This window comes from Ideonella sp. (assembly GCF_041287625.1).
In the GTDB taxonomy this organism is placed as follows: Bacteria; Pseudomonadota; Gammaproteobacteria; order Burkholderiales; family Burkholderiaceae_C; genus Ideonella.
The window spans coordinates 21,469-35,705 of sequence record NZ_JBGGNH010000001.1 but is presented as its reverse complement, the minus strand read 5'-3'; the positions used below and the strand labels follow the sequence as shown (position 1 = coordinate 35,705).

The following is a 14,237-nucleotide window of genomic DNA, read 5'->3' as shown; positions in this document are numbered from 1 at the left end:
AATCAGCGCGCAGTGTAAGGAATGCCAACCGGCTCCCGACACAGCCATGTCGCCGTGCTGCAAGCCTTGAAGGCTACCGGACTCGCGGTCAAGCACCAAGACCACAAGCCGTCTGCTTGCCCTAACCTCGCTTCATTTCATCCCCCATTTTTCAAGGAGCCTCTCATGAACCCGCATCAACTCGTTTCCTCCGCCCTCGCCGCTGCCCTGTCGCTGGGCCTGGGTGCCGCCACGACCACTGCCCACGCGGCGGAGGCCAAGGAGAAGTGCTACGGCATCACCAAGGCCGGTGCCAACGACTGTGCCAACCTGAGCGGCAGCCACTCCTGCGCCGGCCAGGCCACCACCGGCACCGACCCGGCCGAATGGAAGTACGTGGCCAAGGGCACCTGCAAGTCCATGAAAGGCATGACGGCCGAAGAGGCCAAGGCGGCGATGAAGAAGTAAGCCCGGCCCGCCTTCTTCGACACCCGCCACGCGCCGCCATGCCCCCCCCGTTGTCTTCCTTGCCTTGCGCCAGCGTGGGCATTGGCTGGCGCCAGTCCCATGAGCGCGAACTGCTGGAAGGCGGCGCGCCGCAGCTGGGTTTCATCGAAGTCCATTCCGAGAACTTCTTTGCCGCTGGCGGCGCGGCGCTCACCACGCTGAGCCGCGCGCGCGAAAGCCATGCCGTCAGCCTGCATGGCGTGGGGCTGGCACTGGGCTCGTCCGTGGGGCTGGACCCGTGGCACCTGGACCGGCTGGCGGCGCTGGTCGAGCGCATCGAGCCGGTGCTGGTGTCGGACCACGCGTGCTTTGCTCGCGCCATGCTGCCGGGCGGTGAGGTGGTGCTGCATGGCAGCGACCTGCTGCCCTTGGCCTTCAACCGCGCCTCGCTGGCGCTGATGGCCCGGCATGTCACGCAGGTGCAGGAGCGGCTGCGCAGGCCGTTGCTGGTCGAGAACCTGTCGGCCTACTTGCGCGCCGTGCCGGGCCAGGCTGCCGACGAGATGGCAGAGCCTGAGTTTTTCAACACGCTGTCGCAGCAGACTGGCTGCGGCCTGCTGCTCGACGTCAACAACCTGGTTGTCAATGCGCTGAACGAAGGCGTGGCCGATCCAGTCGCGGCAAGCTGCGGCTGGATTGACGCGCTGGATCCGGCCATCGTCGGCGAGGTCCACCTGGCCGGCTACAACGACAGCGGCGCGTTGGTGATCGACGACCACGGCTCGACCGTGCGCGAGCCCGTCTGGCAGGTCTACCGCCATGCCCTGGCCCGGCTCGGCGCGAGGCCCACGCTGGTCGAGTGGGACACCGACATCCCCGCCTGGCCGGTGCTGCTGGGCGAGGCCGAGCGTGCCCGCGCAGAGATGCAAAAGGCCGCTGCATGACATCCGAAGCGACGCTGGCAGAGGCCGAACGCCAGGCCGCCTTGCTGGCCGCGCTGCTGCTGCCGCGTTCGCCAGCGGCCTTGCCACCTGGCTGGGCCGCACTGCCTGGCCGCGGTGCCGCGCCGGCAGCGGGCTTGCAGGCTTACCGTGGCAACGCGGCTGCGCATGCCGCCCGGGCCCTGGCGGACGCGTACCCTGTGTTCGCCCAGCTGGTGGGCGACGAAACCGTGGCCGCGCTGGCCTGGCGCCTGTGGTGCAGCCAGCCGCCCGTGCGTGGCGACCTGGGCGGCTGGGGCGAAGGCCTGGCCGGGCTGGTGGCTTCGCTGCCGGAACTGGCCGAAGAGGCCTACCTGCCCGACATGGCGCGGCTGGAGTGGTGCGTGCACCAGTCCGCACGCGCGGCGGACGCCGCACCCGCGCCGGAAGGCGTGCTCGGCCTGGGCTTGCTGGCCAGCCAGGCGCCGAAAGAGTTGCGTCTGCAGTTCACGCCTGGGCTGGCCTTGCTGGCCTCGCGCTTTCCGGTCGTGTCCATCTGGCGGGCGCACCAGCCGGCCACCGAGACGGACAACACCGACCGCTTTGCCGCGGCCCGGTTGGCGCTGGCCGAAGGGCGGGGCGAGGCCGCGCTGGTCTGCCGCAGCGGCTGCCGCGTGCAGGTCGACGAACTGTCTGCTTCGGATGCCGCCTTCACCGGCGCGCTGCTCGCCGGCCACAGCCTGGGCCGGGCGCTGGCCGGGCAGCCGCCAGAAGACTTCACCGCTTGGCTGGTGCGCGCGCTGCAAGCGGGCTGGCTGCAGGCGGTCCAACCCCACGTTCCTGGAGACACCCCGTCATGATCAAGTCCCTTCCCACCGCCGCGGCGCCGATGGCGCCCATGGGCAACGCCCGCCGCTCGCCGCTGCCGGCCTTCGTGGCCCCGGCCTGGGCCGCGGTCGAAAAAGGCCTGCAAGCCCTGCAACCGCTGGCCCAGCTGGCAGCGCGCGTCTACGTCGCGAAAGTGTTTTTCCTCTCCGGGCTGACCAAGATCCGCGATTGGGACACCACGCTGGCGTTGTTCCAGGATGAATACCACGTGCCGCTGCTGCCGCCCGAGGTGGCCGCCTATGCCGGTACTTGCGGCGAGTTGGGCCTGCCGGTGCTGCTGGTGCTGGGCCTGGCCGGGCGCTTTGCCGCAGCGGGCCTGAGCGTGGTCAACGTGATGGCCGTGCTGAGCCTGGCCGAGATCACGGCGCCAGCGCTGCAGCAGCACCAGTTCTGGGGCACGCTGCTGGTGGCACTGTTGCTCTGGGGGCCGGGGAAGTGGTCAGTCGATGCGTGGCTCAAGCCGCGGCTGCTGCCCTGAGCTTTCTCGCTCCCCTCGGGGCCTTCATTCAGAAGGTTTGAAGCTGATCACCATGCTGGACGGCACCGTGCCGTCGGTGTCGCGCGGCAGCTTGGCGGTGCGGTCAATGGCGCGCAGCACCGCTTCGTCCCAGGCCGCATTGCCGCTGGACTTGCTCAGCTTGCGGCCGATGATGCTGCCGTCCGGCGCCACGCGCACTTCCACCTCTGCCGTGGGGTTGCCGGGCACCGGGTCGGTCAGCACGATGTTGGGCTTGATGTAGGCCTTGATGCGGCCGGCGTAGTTGGCCGAGGGGCCGGCGCTGCGTGCGGCAGTGCCGCTGCTGTTCTCGGCGCCGGTGCCACCCAGTTGGGCGTTCATGCGGCGGATGTTGTCCTGCCGCTGGGCTTCGCGCCGATCGGCGTCGGCCTTGTCCTTCTTGGCCTGGTCGAGCTTGGTCTTCTTCTCGGCTGCCTTGCGGTCGGCTTCTTCCTGCTCGGCCTTGGCTTCGCGTTCGGCCTTGGCCTTGTCTTCCTTGTCCTTGCGCTCGGCCTGCTGGCGCTTGTCTCGTGCGCGCTGGTCCTCGGCCTCCTTGCGGGCCTGCGCGTCGCGTTCGGCCTCCAGGCGCTCGGCTTCCTTCTGGGCCTTGCGCTTGCGGTCCTGCTCGATGGCGATTTCGGCGTCGCGCTGGTCCTGCGCGCTCGTGTCGGGCGGCGGCGGGGTGGCGGCCCTGGGCGGTGGCTGGGTGGTTTCCGGCGCGGGCTCCGGCGGCGGCTCGACGGCTGCGGGTGCCGCGATCTGCGGCGTGGCGGCCCAGAGTTCGGCTTCCACGCCTTCGGGGTCTGTGGTGTGCCACTGCACGCCCAGCGCCAGCGCGGCGATCAGCAGCGCATGGGCCAGCAGCGAGACCAGCAGGCCAACGCTTTGGCGGTCGGCGCTGGGTGGCCGCAGCGACTCGCGCGGCAAGGCCAGGGACGGCGGCAGGCGCGACTCCACCTCGTCAACCGCCTTGCTTGACCGACAGGCCCACGCGCTGCACGCCGTTTTTCTGCAGCGTGTCCATGACCTTCACGACGGTTTCGTAGCGCACCTGCTTGTCGCCCGAGATGACCACCGGGATGTTGGCGCTGCCGTTCTGGGCGGCCTTGACCTGCGCGGCGAGCTGGGCCAGCGTGATGGTGCTGGGCTCGCCCTTGTCGATCTTGATCTTCAGCTGGCTTTCGCTGGTGACGAGGATCTCGATCACGCCTTCGGGCCGCTGCTTGGCCTTGCCGACGCTGGGCAGGTCCACCACGCTGGTGGTGATCATGGGCGCGCTGACCATGAAGATGATCAGCAGCACCAGCATCACGTCGATGAACGGGACCATGTTGATCTCGTTCATCGAGCGGCGGCGGCCGCCGGCGCCGCGGGAAGCAACTGCGGGCATGCGGTGCTCCGGCGGCTCAGCGCTGCGCGCCGGCGGGGCCGGCCACGTTGCGCTGCAGGATGTTGGAGAACTCCTCGATGAAGCTCTCCAGCTGGATCGCCACGCGGTCGATCTGGCGCGCGAAGCGGTTGTAGCCGACGACCGCAGGAATGGCAGCGAACAGGCCGATGGCGGTTGCCACCAGCGCCTCGGCAATGCCAGGCGCCACGGTGGACAGCGACACCGTCTGCAAGCTGCCCAGGCCGACAAACGCGTTCATGATCCCCCAGACGGTGCCGAACAGGCCCACGTACGGGCTGACCGAGCCGACCGAAGCCAGGAAGCCGAGGTTGCCTTCGATGGCGTCCAGCTCGCGCTGCAGCGTGGCGCGCATCGCGCGGCGAGCGCCGTCGAGCTGGCTGCCGGTGTCGAGCTGGCGCTCGCGCAGCTTCATGAATTCACGCATGCCGCTGGCGAACAGGCGCTCTATCGGTGCGCCGTCCGGCTTGGCGCTGGCGTTCTTGTACAGGTCGTTGAGGTTCTTGCCGGACCAGAATTCCTGCTCGAAGGCGTCGTTGCCGCTCTTGATGCGGGCCATGCCGAACAGCTTGGCGAAGATCAGGCTCCAGCTGACCAGCGAGACCAGCAGCAGGCCGGCGACGACGAGCTGCACGACCAGGCTGGCATGCAGCACGAGCGAGACGATGGATAGATCCTGGTTCATGGTGGCGTGAGGCGGCTGAGCACGTCGGAGGGAATGCGTTGCGGGCGAAAGCTGGTGTGGTCCACGCAGGCGATCTGGATGTTGCCTTCGCAGAGCAGCTCGTCGCCGCGCCAGGCGTGTTGGTGAACGGTGAGCGTGGCGCGGCCGAGTTCGGCGCGGGTCACGGCGATCTGCAAGGCGTCGTCCAGCCGGGCGGGCCGCAAGTAGCGTACCCGCGTGTCAATCACGATGAAGATGGCGCCGGTGCGCTCGCGCAGCTCGTGCTGGCCGACACCGGCCGCGCGCAGCCATTCGGTGCGCGCACGCTCGAAGAACTTCAGGTAGTTGGCGTAGAAGACGACGCCGCCGGCGTCGGTGTCTTCCCAGTAGACGCGCAGCGGGTGCATGTGCAGCAGCGGCGGTGCCGGGATGAGGGCGGTCTGACTCATGGGTGCCGGCGATGATACGCGAGCACGGTTGCGCCGCAGCAGTCCGGCTTGCTGCGCCAACGTCCGGCAATGGCCCGGCAGCCGCCCGGCGTCAGGGCGCCGATGCGCCGACCGTTGCCGCGCTCGCAGACGCCGGTTCGGAGGCAGCCACGCCGGCCACCATGCCGGCCGCGGAAGCCGCGTCACTGGCTGCCTCTGCGGGTGCCGAGGCGGGCAAGGCTGCAGCAGTGGCGCTGGCCGGCGCGCTCGCGGGCACGGCCGGCGTGATGACAGGCACTCCGCCCAGCAGGCCGTGCAGGCCGGGTCCCTTGTTGAACCACCACCAGGCGGCACCCGCCGCCAGCCCGGCCACCAGCACCAGGCTGAGCAGCGGCAGCATGCGCCGGCCCTTGCTTTCGGGGTTGGACAGGCCCTGGGCCTCGTCCGAACTGCGCCATTCGCGCAGGGCGGCCGCCAGGTGCCGGGCCGACGGGTAGCGGGCCTCGGGCGAGCGGGCCATGGCGCGCGCGGCGATGGCCGAGAGGCCGGCCGGCACGTCCGGATCCACCATCCTGGCCTGCGGCTGGGTCGAGTTCAGCACCGCGTGGCTGATCTCTTCCATGCTCTGGCCGGTATAAGGCGGGCGGCCGGTCAACAGCTCGTACAGCACCACGCCGAGCGAATATACGTCGCAGCGGCGGTCGACCTTGGTGTGGCGCAGTTGCTCGGGCGAGAGGTAGTGCGGCGAACCGGCTGAAGGCGTGACCGTGGTCGAGCCGTCGCGCCGGGCGACGCGGGCGATGCCGAAGTCCAGTACCTTGGGCTGGCGCTTGTCGACCATGAAAATGTTGGCCGGCTTGATGTCGCAGTGGATCACGCCCTTGCCGTGGGCATAGGCCAGCGCCTCGGCCACGCGGCGCACCAGGCCGGCGGCTTCCATTGGCGTGGGCCGCCAGCCCTGGCGCAGCATCTGCCGCAGGTCCAGGCCCTGCAGCGGCTCCATCGCGACGTAGACGCCCTGGTCCGAACTGCCGGCGTCATACACCGTGACGATGTGCGGATGCGACAGCCGCGCCGCGGCGCGGGCTTCGTTGAGAATCAACTCGTCCGGCGCGCCGAGTGCGCCGGGCTGCTGGTGCCAGCGCAGTTGCAGCGTCTTGACCGCGACGCGCCGCGACAGCAGCGGGTCCCAGGCGCCGTAGACGGTGCCCAACCCGCCTTCGCCGAGCACGGTGCGAAGCTGGTAGCGGCCGATGACGCCCATCGCGGCTGGCAGGTCACCGGGCTCGGGTTGGCCCGCCTGCTGCGCATGCAGCAGGTCGAATTGACTCCGGGTGCGGTCTTCCACCACCGTGTTTTGGAAGACGGGCGACGCGCTGCCGGTACTGCTTTGACGCGTCTTGAAGATATTCCAGGGCATGGCGGGCAGCATAAGCACACCGCCCTCACAAACTGTGGCGCCGTGTCTGCTGTTGCAGAGTCAAATGGGATCAGGTTGAAACAAAACGTGATAAGCGCGCTGCCGCTTCCTGGAGTTGCGGCAGGCTGCTGGCAAATGAGAGGCGCAGGTAACGTTCTGCCGCCGCGGGTCCGAAGTCTCGCCCGGGCGTGAGGGCCACATGGGCTTGCTGCATCAGGTCCATGCAGAAGTCCCAGCTGCTGTTCGAAAAGCGGCTGCAGTCGGCCCAGGCGTAGAACGCGCCGTCCGGCATCACCGGCACCGTCAGGCCAATTTCATTGAGCGCGCCGACGATGAAGTCGCGCCGCTCACGGAAAGCCTGGCGGCGCTGCTCGTAGATGGCAAGCGATTCGGCTTCGAAGCAGGCCAGCGCGGCATGCTGGGCAATGCTGGAGGCGCAGATGTAGAGGTTCTGCTGCAGTTTCTCGATTGGCGCAACCAGTGCGGGCGGCACCACCAGCCAGCCCAGTCGCCAGCCTGTCATGTTGAAATACTTCGAGAAGCTGTTGATCGAGATCACGTCTTCGCCCAGCGCCAGCGCGCTGTGGGCGTAACGGTCGTCGTAGGACAGGCCGAGGTAGATCTCGTCGACCAGCGTCAGTCCGCCGCGAGCCCGGGTTTCGGTGACGATGCGGCCCAGTTCACCGGGCGCAATCGAGGTGCCGGTCGGGTTGGATGGCGAGGCCAGCAGCACCGCGCGGGTGGCCGGCGTCCAGCGGGCTGCCACGGTGTCTGCGTCCAACTGGAAACGCTGCTCGGGGCTGGCTGGCAGCGCCACCGCCTTGGCGCCCGCCGCGGCCACGAAATGCCGGTTGCAGGGGTAAGACGGGTCCGGCATCAGCACCTCGTCGCCCGCCTCGAACAAGGCCAGGCAGGCGAGCTGCAGCGCCGCTGACGCGCCAGCGGTGATGACGATGCGGCTGGCCGGCACGTCCAGGCCGAAGCGGTCGCGGTACCAGTGCGACAGCGCCCGGCGCAGCGCCGGCAGGCCGTTGGCGTCGGTGTACTGGGTGCGGCCGGCGCGGATCGCGGCATCGGCCGCGGCCTGCACCAGCGGCGGCGCGCTGAAGTCCGGTTCGCCGATGTTCAGGTAGATCATCGGCGTGCCGCCGCGCGCCGGGTCGCACTCCGGCGTTGCTGCGATGCGCGCCGCGGCCTTGGCGCACTCCATCACGTAGAACGGTTCGATGTGGTCCAGGCGGCTGGCGAGTTTCATGGGGCCGACGGCAGAAGCGGGGCAGGGGAACGGTTGGCCATGCGCCGGCAGGCGCGGGCCGTGAGCTCAGCCGCCGCGGGCGGCGCGGGCCTTTTGCACTTCGGCTGGCCGCAGCGCCGCGGCGGTCTTGTCCAGCACGCCGTTGACGTACTTGTGGCCATCGGTGCCGCCAAAACTCTTGGCCAGCTCCACGCCTTCGTTGATCGCCACCCGGTACGGGATGTCCAGGCAGTGCTTCAGCTCGTAGGCGCCGATCAGCAGCACCGCGTGCTCGACCGGTGAAAGCTCGTTGGTCGCCCGGTCCACGCTGGCGCTGAGCACCTGGTCGAGGTCGGCGGCCTCGGCAATGCAGCCGTGCAGCAGTGCGTCGAAATGCGCGTGGTCGGCCTTGTTGAAGCCTTCCTGCTCGCGCATGTGGGCGTCGATCACGCCAGCGTCAGCGCCGGAGATCAGCCATTCGTACAGGCCTTGCAGCGCGACTTCGCGGGCCAGCCGGCGAGGCGACTTGGCACCGCTGCTGCGCTTCTTGGCCGGCGTGGAGGGGGTGGCCGGGGCGGACGGAGTAGAGGGCGCGTTCACAGCAGGTCGTCCATCAGGTTGGCCATCTCGATCGCGACGCGGGCCGCGTCGCGGCCTTTTTCTTCGGCGCGGGCCCAGGCCTGGGCTTCGTTCTCGACGGTGAGGATCGCGTTGGCGATAGGGATTTCATGGTCCAGCGAGACCCGGCTCACGCCGGCGCCGCTTTCGTTGGCGACCAGCTCGAAGTGGTAGGTCTCGCCGCGGATGATGCAGCCCAGCGCGATCAGCGCGTCGTAGTCCTCGCTCTCGGCCATGGCCTTCAGGGCAATGGGCACTTCCAGCGCGCCGGGCACCGTGACCTGCAGGACGTTCTTGTCCTTCACGCCGCAGGCCGCCAGCTCGGCCAGGCAGGCCTCGGCCAGCCTGGTGGTCAGTGCATCGTTGAAACGAGCGCGCACGATGCCGATCGACAAGTCGTCGCCGTTCAGCGAGCCGCTTTGGCCTTTGTCAGCACCTTGCATGGTGGGGAGTCCTTGGCAGGAGAGGAAGTGAAAAGAACAGGGGCGCGAACGAGCGGGAAAGCCCGTTCATGCGCCGACGAAGCCGGTGACTTCCAGCCCGAAGCCAACCATGCTCGGCATGCGGCGCGGGCTGCCCAGCAGCTTCATGCGGGTGACGCCCAGCTCGCGCAGGATTTGCGCGCCCACGCCGTAGGTGCGGAGGTCCACCGGTGGCCTGGCTTGCGGCTCGCCGCCGGCTGGCGGCAGCAGCTTGCCGATCAGCACCTCGCTGGCCTCGCGTCCGCAGTTCAGCAGCACCGCGAGGCCGGCCGGGCTGGCCTTCAGCGCAGCCAGTGCCTTGGGCAGCGGCCACGAATGGCCGTGTTCGCTGCCGGTGTCCAGCACGTCCAGCAAGGACAGTGGCTCGTGCACGCGCACCAGCACTTCGTCGCTCGGCTGCCAGTGGCCGCTGGCCAGCGCCAGGTGCACGCCACCAGAGCGGTCGCGGAAAACATGGGCCTCGAAGCTGCCTTGCGCGGTTTCCAGCGTGCGCTGGCCCAGGCGGGTGACCAGCGATTCGTTGCGGCTGCGGTAGGTGATCAGGTCGGCAATGGTGCCGATCTTCAGGCCATGCTCGGCAGCGAAGACCTCCAGGTCCGGCAGGCGGGCCATGCTGCCGTCGTCGTTCATGATCTCGCAGATCACCGAAGCGGGCATGAGCCCGGCCATCGCGGCCAGGTCGCAGCCGGCTTCGGTATGGCCGGCGCGCATCAGCACGCCGCCATCCTGCGCCTGCAGCGGGAAGATGTGGCCGGGCTGCACCAGGTCGCGCGGCAGCGCGTCTCGCGCCACGGCAGCTTGCACGGTGCGTGCACGGTCGGCCGCAGAAATGCCGGTGCTTACGCCCACCGCGGCCTCGATCGACACCGTGAACGCGGTGCCATGCACCGTGCCGTTGCGTGAGGCCATGGGGGGCAGCTGCAGGCGCTCGCAGCGCTCGCGGGTCAGCGTCAGGCAGATCAGGCCACGGCCGAACTTGGCCATGAAGTTGATCGCTTCCGGCGTGACGTGTTCGGCGGCGATGACCAGATCGCCTTCGTTTTCGCGGTCTTCTTCGTCAACGAGAATGACCATGCGGCCGGCCGCCAGTTCGGCAACCAGCTCGGGAACAGGTGAAATCGGCATCCCGCCATTGTAGGTGCCGGGCCCTTCCCGGCGCTGTGGCCTGGCGGGACCACCGTGGCGACCTTCTCGCGGCGGCCACGGCAAATGTCACGCCGCTGGCTCGCTGGTTCGCCGCAGCAGCAAGCGAAGGTCGTCGCCCATGGCTGCCTGCGCGTGGAAGCGGTAGCGCCAGGCACCGTCCAGGCTTTGCAGCGGCCCCAGCGCCGCCATGCCGCGGCCGGCACCCAGCAGCATGGGTGCGAGGTAGACCAGGCACTCGTCCACCAGCCCTGCCTGCAGCCAGCCGGCATTCAGCCGTGGGCCCGCTTCGATGTGCAACTCGTTGACCTGCCGCCGGCCCAGGTCCGCAAGCACCGCAGCCAAGTCGACCCTGCCTGCTTCACCGGGGCAGCACACCACTTCCGCACTGCGGGCCTGCAGCGCTGAAATGCGCTCGGTCGCCGGTTCAGCCGCGTAGAACAGCAGCGGCCCCTCGGCCTCGAACAGCCGGGCGCTGAGCGGCGTGTCCAGCCGCGCGTCCACGATGGCGCGCAGCGGCTGACGCGGTGTGTCCACCAGCCGCACGTCCAGCCGCGGATCGTCCGCCAGCACCGTGCCGATGCCGCTCAACAGCGCGCCCGCTCGCCGCCGCCAGGCATGCCCGTCCCGCCGGGCAGCCTCGCCGGTGATCCACTGGCTCTGGCCGTTTTCGAGCGCGGTTCGGCCGTCCAGCGAAGCGGCGATCTTCATCCGCACCCAGGGCCGGCCATGGCGCATGCGGTGGAAGAAGCCGATGTTCAGCGCTTCGCTCTCGGCTTGCGCTTCCGGCCCGGCCATCTCCACCTGGATGCCTGCGGCGCGCAACCGCGCCAGCCCCTGGCCCGCCACCAGCGGATTCGGGTCACTCGCCGCCACGATCACCCGGGCAATGCCGGCGGCGATCAGCGCGTCGCAACAAGGCGGCGTGCGCCCGTGGTGCGAACACGGCTCCAGCGTCACGTAGGCCGTCCCGCCCTGGACCGACATGCCACGTGCGGCAGCGTCCCGCAGCGCCATCACCTCCGCATGCGCCTGACCGGCAGGCTGGGTGTGCCCCTCGCCCAGTGGCGTGCCGTCCACAGAAGTGATGACGCAGCCCACTCGCGGATTCGGCTCCGTGAGCCCGATGGCAGCTGTCGCAAGGGCCAAGGCATGCGCCGTCGCGGCGGTCGGGGTGAGAGCGGAATTCATAGGGGCAAACCACGAAAAAGCGCGCAGTTCCACACGAGAAGGGGGAGAGGCACGGCCCGATTCTCCCCCCAAAGGTGGGGGCAGCAGTCGTGCCCGCGGGCCTCCCTGAGGGGGAATGACGGCGCAGGCGTGCTTTTGAAGAATGCATTCCACGCCGTCCCTGAGTCGGCGACCCAGATCGAAACCCCGAGGAGGATCCATGTTCAAGCGCCAAACCCGTTCCGCCAGCCAAGCCAAGCGTCAAAGCGGTTTCACACTGGTCGAATGCATGGTCGCCACTTCGGTCGCCGGCGTACTCGCAGCTGTGGGCGTGCCGAGCATGAGCAGCGTGATGGCGAGGCAGGCGGTGCAGGCGGAACTGGGGGAGTTTCAAAGTGCGGTGCATCGTGCGCGCAGCGAGGCGATGCATCGGGGTGAAGTGGTCACAGTCTGCGGTCTGGACCTCGCCTCTGCTGCGACGGCGCATCCCCACTGCATGTCCAGTGGCAAAGATTGGAGCGCGGGCTGGGTGGTGTTTGTCGACCGTGGCGATCGCGGCGACATGGATGAGGACGAGGATCAGCTGGTGGCTGTTCACCAAGCGAGCGCGAAGGCCGGCGCGGTGGCAAGCACCCTGCGGTATGTGAGCTTCCAGCCCAGCGGCATTTCGGCCAGTGCGGCCTCTCACTTCCAGTTCCGTCCGAAAGGCGCCGATGCCGCCGTGGCCAATCCGAACGACAGCCGCATGGTGTGCATCAGCAAGCCGGGGCGCATGCGCGTGGTTAGCGCCGCGAGCTGCTGAGCGCTCAGGTCGGGAGGCGTGAACTTCCCACAGATCGACTGGCATGTCGCCGCTCGTCCGGTGAGCCGGTCCGCTGATCAGACTCTCTCCGAGAAGCGACCCAGCGGCACCGCATCATTCGCCGCATGTCACTCTGCGCTCGTTTTACAGCCTTCGAAAGCCCGGGTTCGCGAGCCCTTCGCGGTTTCACTCTGGTCGAGTTGCTGGTCACCATTGCGGTGGCGGCGATCCTGACGATGATCGCCGCGCCAGCGATGCAGACCATGCTGGCGACGCGCGCCGTGGCCGGCAACGCGGATGACTTGGCTGCGGCATTGCGTCAGGCGCGATCCGAGGCGCTAAAGCGAGGCATGCCGGTTTCGGTCTGCGCTTCGGCGGACCCGAACGCCGGGGCGGCTGCCTGCGCCGATGGCGTGTGGACCGCCGGCTGGCTTGTGTTCACCGATCCTGGGGCCGATGGCAGTCTCGACAGCGGTGACAGCCTGGTGCGAGCCTTTACTGGAAGCCGATCGGTGGAGAGTGTGGTGGAAGACGACGACAAGGCTTTCACCACCTTCACCGCCAACGGATTGGTGGTGGGCGGCCCACGCCGTTGGGTGGTGATGCCCAAGCTGAGCAGCAGTGATGCCAATAGTCAGCGCACCGTCTGCTTGCCAGTTTCGGGACGGGCACAGGTGAAAACCGGTGGGGAGGCTGCATGCTGACAAGCGGAAACCATCGAGATGTTCGGCGGCAGTCAGGCGCCTCGCTGATCGAGGTGCTGGTCGCCATCTTCGTCGCGTCGATGGGCATTCTGGCCCTGGCTGGCCTGCTGGGAACCTCCACCCGTTTTGGCAAGACGGCGGAATATCGCTCCATGGCAACGTTGCTGGCAGCTGATCTGGTTGATCGCATGCGAGCCAACGCAATCGGGGCTTCCAGCTACAGCCTGCTCAGCGCTACGCTGGCAACCTCGCCAGCGGATGAGGTGCCCTGCGCTGACCCAGACAACTGCACCAAGGAACAACTTGCCGCACGCGACCTGGCCGACTGGCAGGCTTCGCTGAACAACAGTCTGCCGGATGGCACCGGGTATGTGACCCAGACGGACGCGGCCAACAAAATGTTCGACATCTGGGTGATCTGGCGTGACCCGGAGGCATTGAACCAGGCCGATCTGGCGGCCAATGACGATGGGCGATCCGCTTGTCCGAAAGATTTTCCCGATGACGTTGGGGCGCGCTGCATGTTTTTCCGGGTGGGGCTATGAATCGGCATGTACTCCTGACACGTTCGCTGCGGCGCGGGGCAGGCGGTTTCACGTTGGTCGAGTTGATGATCTCGATGGTCATCGGCTTGGTGGTCATGGGCGCGGTCTATGCTGCCTATCTGGCCTCGTCTGCCAGCACCCGGACGAGCCGCGCAGTGGCTCAGATGACTGAAGACGCGACGGTGGCCATCAACATCCTGCGGCAGCACATTGCCGAAGGTGGGTACAGCCGGCCAGTGGGCACATCGGGCACGGTCATGACCCGGGCCGCCGGTGCCGATACGGCCAAGTGGCTGCTGGGCTGCGAGAACGGGTTTGCCGATGCCACCCAGCCGATCACGACGCTGGCCTGCAATGCCGCCGGGGTGGCCGGAACGGATGTGCTGGCAGTGGCCTATGAGGCCACTTTGCAGAACAGCCTGACGACAAAAGACGCCACGAACACCACGGTGCCAAGCGATTGCCTGGGCGCCGCGTTGACGAAGACGACGATCGCGCCGGTTTACTTCCGTTCTTACAGCCAGTTCTACCTGCAAGACTCGCAGTTGTACTGCCGCGGCCCGGGCAGCGCGACAGGCCAGCCGCTGGTGGAGAACATCCAGGAAATGCACCTCATGTACGGCATGGGTGGTACTGGCGCTGACGCCACGCGGGTGATCACTTACAAGACGGCGAAAGAGGTGTCAGACATGGGGCCCTGGTCGCGCGTGTTGTCGGTTCGGGTGTGCCTCTTGATGCGCAGTGAAGACCAGGTGCTGGATGCGCCGGTGTCCTATGTGGGCTGCGACCCGCATGCAGGCAGGATTGACCCGGCTGAAGGTGATCGCCACATGTTTCGTGCCTTCACTTCGACCATCGTGCTTCACAACCGCATGGGGGTGTAAACATG

Annotated in this window: 18 protein-coding genes; 8 read left to right on the top strand and 10 right to left on the bottom strand. The window is 68.2% G+C overall.

All coding sequences use genetic code 11. The features are described 5' to 3' along the window. Window positions 1–165: 165 nt before the first annotated feature. From ACAH41_RS00180 to ACAH41_RS00165, 4 genes are read left to right on the top strand one after another with little or no spacing between them, the layout of a single operon-like run. The gene (locus ACAH41_RS00180; protein ID WP_325655580.1) at window positions 166–447 is read left to right on the top strand and encodes a DUF2282 domain-containing protein; all 282 of its coding nucleotides are present in this window, start codon (window positions 166–168) and stop codon (window positions 445–447) included. Between the two features lie 38 nt (window positions 448–485). After that, window positions 486–1,370 (top strand): DUF692 domain-containing protein, encoded by an 885-nt coding sequence (locus tag ACAH41_RS00175; RefSeq protein ID WP_325655579.1) that lies wholly within the window; start codon window positions 486–488, stop codon window positions 1,368–1,370. Continuing rightward, window positions 1,367–2,206, top strand: coding sequence for a putative DNA-binding domain-containing protein (locus ACAH41_RS00170; protein WP_325655578.1), 840 nt, complete (start codon window positions 1,367–1,369; stop codon window positions 2,204–2,206). The genes ACAH41_RS00175 and ACAH41_RS00170 overlap by 4 nt, the downstream gene beginning before the upstream one ends. Beyond that, window positions 2,203–2,712 carry a DoxX family protein gene (locus ACAH41_RS00165; RefSeq protein WP_325655577.1) on the top strand — a complete coding sequence of 170 codons (510 nt, stop codon included), beginning with the start codon at window positions 2,203–2,205 and terminating at the stop codon, window positions 2,710–2,712. The genes ACAH41_RS00170 and ACAH41_RS00165 overlap by 4 nt, the downstream gene beginning before the upstream one ends. Before the next feature lie 24 nt (window positions 2,713–2,736). Here ACAH41_RS00165 and tolA read toward each other — a convergent pair whose 3' ends face one another. The 10 genes from tolA to ribD all read right to left on the bottom strand — a co-directional run bounded on the left by tolA (window position 2,737) and on the right by ribD (window position 11,318). Next, a complete protein-coding gene (gene tolA / locus ACAH41_RS00160) occupies window positions 2,737–3,687 on the bottom strand; it encodes a cell envelope integrity protein TolA (RefSeq protein WP_325655576.1) in 951 nt (316 codons plus the stop codon). A gap of 4 nt (window positions 3,688–3,691) precedes the next feature. Further along, window positions 3,692–4,120, bottom strand: a complete 429-nt coding sequence (locus tag ACAH41_RS00155) for an ExbD/TolR family protein (RefSeq protein WP_325655575.1) — start codon at window positions 4,118–4,120, stop codon at window positions 3,692–3,694. A 16-nt stretch (window positions 4,121–4,136) separates the two neighbouring features. Continuing rightward, entirely contained in the window at window positions 4,137–4,823 is a 687-nt protein-coding gene (gene tolQ / locus ACAH41_RS00150; RefSeq protein ID WP_141290446.1) for a protein TolQ, read from the bottom strand. Continuing rightward, window positions 4,820–5,251 (bottom strand): tol-pal system-associated acyl-CoA thioesterase, encoded by a 432-nt coding sequence (ybgC, locus tag ACAH41_RS00145; protein ID WP_141290448.1) that lies wholly within the window; start codon window positions 5,249–5,251, stop codon window positions 4,820–4,822. The genes tolQ and ybgC overlap by 4 nt, the downstream gene beginning before the upstream one ends. 91 nt (window positions 5,252–5,342) lie before the next feature. Continuing rightward, the gene (locus ACAH41_RS00140) at window positions 5,343–6,650 is read right to left on the bottom strand and encodes a serine/threonine-protein kinase (protein ID WP_325655574.1); all 1,308 of its coding nucleotides are present in this window, start codon (window positions 6,648–6,650) and stop codon (window positions 5,343–5,345) included. Between the two features lie 70 nt (window positions 6,651–6,720). Further along, window positions 6,721–7,905 carry a pyridoxal phosphate-dependent aminotransferase gene (locus ACAH41_RS00135; RefSeq protein WP_325655573.1) on the bottom strand — a complete coding sequence of 395 codons (1,185 nt, stop codon included), beginning with the start codon at window positions 7,903–7,905 and terminating at the stop codon, window positions 6,721–6,723. A 66-nt stretch (window positions 7,906–7,971) separates the two neighbouring features. Continuing rightward, window positions 7,972–8,484: a transcription antitermination factor NusB gene (nusB, locus tag ACAH41_RS00130; RefSeq protein ID WP_370538100.1), complete on the bottom strand. Its 513-nt coding sequence runs from the start codon at window positions 8,482–8,484 to the stop codon at window positions 7,972–7,974. Continuing rightward, window positions 8,481–8,945, bottom strand: a complete 465-nt coding sequence (ribH, locus tag ACAH41_RS00125; protein WP_370538099.1) for a 6,7-dimethyl-8-ribityllumazine synthase — start codon at window positions 8,943–8,945, stop codon at window positions 8,481–8,483. The genes nusB and ribH overlap by 4 nt, the downstream gene beginning before the upstream one ends. 66 nt (window positions 8,946–9,011) lie before the next feature. After that, window positions 9,012–10,109, bottom strand: a complete 1,098-nt coding sequence (gene ribBA / locus ACAH41_RS00120; RefSeq protein ID WP_325651977.1) for a bifunctional 3,4-dihydroxy-2-butanone-4-phosphate synthase/GTP cyclohydrolase II — start codon at window positions 10,107–10,109, stop codon at window positions 9,012–9,014. A gap of 87 nt (window positions 10,110–10,196) precedes the next feature. After that, the gene (gene ribD, locus ACAH41_RS00115; RefSeq protein WP_325651976.1) at window positions 10,197–11,318 is read right to left on the bottom strand and encodes a bifunctional diaminohydroxyphosphoribosylaminopyrimidine deaminase/5-amino-6-(5-phosphoribosylamino)uracil reductase RibD; all 1,122 of its coding nucleotides are present in this window, start codon (window positions 11,316–11,318) and stop codon (window positions 10,197–10,199) included. A 199-nt stretch (window positions 11,319–11,517) separates the two neighbouring features. On the opposite strand from ribD, the gene ACAH41_RS00110 reads away from it, so the two are divergent. The 4 genes from ACAH41_RS00110 (at window position 11,518) to ACAH41_RS00095 (ending at window position 14,232) form a co-directional block, all read left to right on the top strand. Continuing rightward, window positions 11,518–12,099: a GspH/FimT family pseudopilin gene (locus ACAH41_RS00110; RefSeq protein ID WP_325651974.1), complete on the top strand. Its 582-nt coding sequence runs from the start codon at window positions 11,518–11,520 to the stop codon at window positions 12,097–12,099. 125 nt (window positions 12,100–12,224) lie between these two features. After that, a complete protein-coding gene (locus tag ACAH41_RS00105) occupies window positions 12,225–12,803 on the top strand; it encodes a GspH/FimT family pseudopilin (RefSeq protein WP_325651972.1) in 579 nt (192 codons plus the stop codon). Next, on the top strand, window positions 12,797–13,348 hold the full coding sequence (pilV, locus tag ACAH41_RS00100; RefSeq protein WP_325651971.1) for a type IV pilus modification protein PilV: 552 nt from the start codon (window positions 12,797–12,799) through the stop codon (window positions 13,346–13,348). The genes ACAH41_RS00105 and pilV overlap by 7 nt, the downstream gene beginning before the upstream one ends. Beyond that, on the top strand, window positions 13,345–14,232 hold the full coding sequence (locus tag ACAH41_RS00095; protein ID WP_325651970.1) for a PilW family protein: 888 nt from the start codon (window positions 13,345–13,347) through the stop codon (window positions 14,230–14,232). Before pilV ends, ACAH41_RS00095 begins: the two co-directional genes overlap by 4 nt. Window positions 14,233–14,237: the final 5 nt, after the last annotated feature.

Coding starts and splice junctions, on each gene's coding strand:
- ACAH41_RS00180 (WP_325655580.1), top strand. CDS start 166: ATGAACCCGCATCAACTCGTTTCCTCCGCCCTCGCCGCTGCCCTGTCG.
- ACAH41_RS00175 (WP_325655579.1), top strand. CDS start 486: ATGCCCCCCCCGTTGTCTTCCTTGCCTTGCGCCAGCGTGGGCATTGGC.
- ACAH41_RS00170 (WP_325655578.1), top strand. CDS start 1,367: ATGACATCCGAAGCGACGCTGGCAGAGGCCGAACGCCAGGCCGCCTTG.
- ACAH41_RS00165 (WP_325655577.1), top strand. CDS start 2,203: ATGATCAAGTCCCTTCCCACCGCCGCGGCGCCGATGGCGCCCATGGGC.
- ACAH41_RS00155 (WP_325655575.1), bottom strand. CDS start 4,120: ATGCCCGCAGTTGCTTCCCGCGGCGCCGGCGGCCGCCGCCGCTCGATG.
- tolQ (WP_141290446.1), bottom strand. CDS start 4,823: ATGAACCAGGATCTATCCATCGTCTCGCTCGTGCTGCATGCCAGCCTG.
- ybgC (WP_141290448.1), bottom strand. CDS start 5,251: ATGAGTCAGACCGCCCTCATCCCGGCACCGCCGCTGCTGCACATGCAC.
- ACAH41_RS00140 (WP_325655574.1), bottom strand. CDS start 6,650: ATGCCCTGGAATATCTTCAAGACGCGTCAAAGCAGTACCGGCAGCGCG.
- ACAH41_RS00135 (WP_325655573.1), bottom strand. CDS start 7,905: ATGAAACTCGCCAGCCGCCTGGACCACATCGAACCGTTCTACGTGATG.
- ribH (WP_370538099.1), bottom strand. CDS start 8,945: ATGCAAGGTGCTGACAAAGGCCAAAGCGGCTCGCTGAACGGCGACGAC.
- ribBA (WP_325651977.1), bottom strand. CDS start 10,109: ATGCCGATTTCACCTGTTCCCGAGCTGGTTGCCGAACTGGCGGCCGGC.
- ribD (WP_325651976.1), bottom strand. CDS start 11,318: ATGAATTCCGCTCTCACCCCGACCGCCGCGACGGCGCATGCCTTGGCC.
- ACAH41_RS00110 (WP_325651974.1), top strand. CDS start 11,518: ATGTTCAAGCGCCAAACCCGTTCCGCCAGCCAAGCCAAGCGTCAAAGC.
- ACAH41_RS00105 (WP_325651972.1), top strand. CDS start 12,225: ATGTCACTCTGCGCTCGTTTTACAGCCTTCGAAAGCCCGGGTTCGCGA.
- pilV (WP_325651971.1), top strand. CDS start 12,797: ATGCTGACAAGCGGAAACCATCGAGATGTTCGGCGGCAGTCAGGCGCC.
- ACAH41_RS00095 (WP_325651970.1), top strand. CDS start 13,345: ATGAATCGGCATGTACTCCTGACACGTTCGCTGCGGCGCGGGGCAGGC.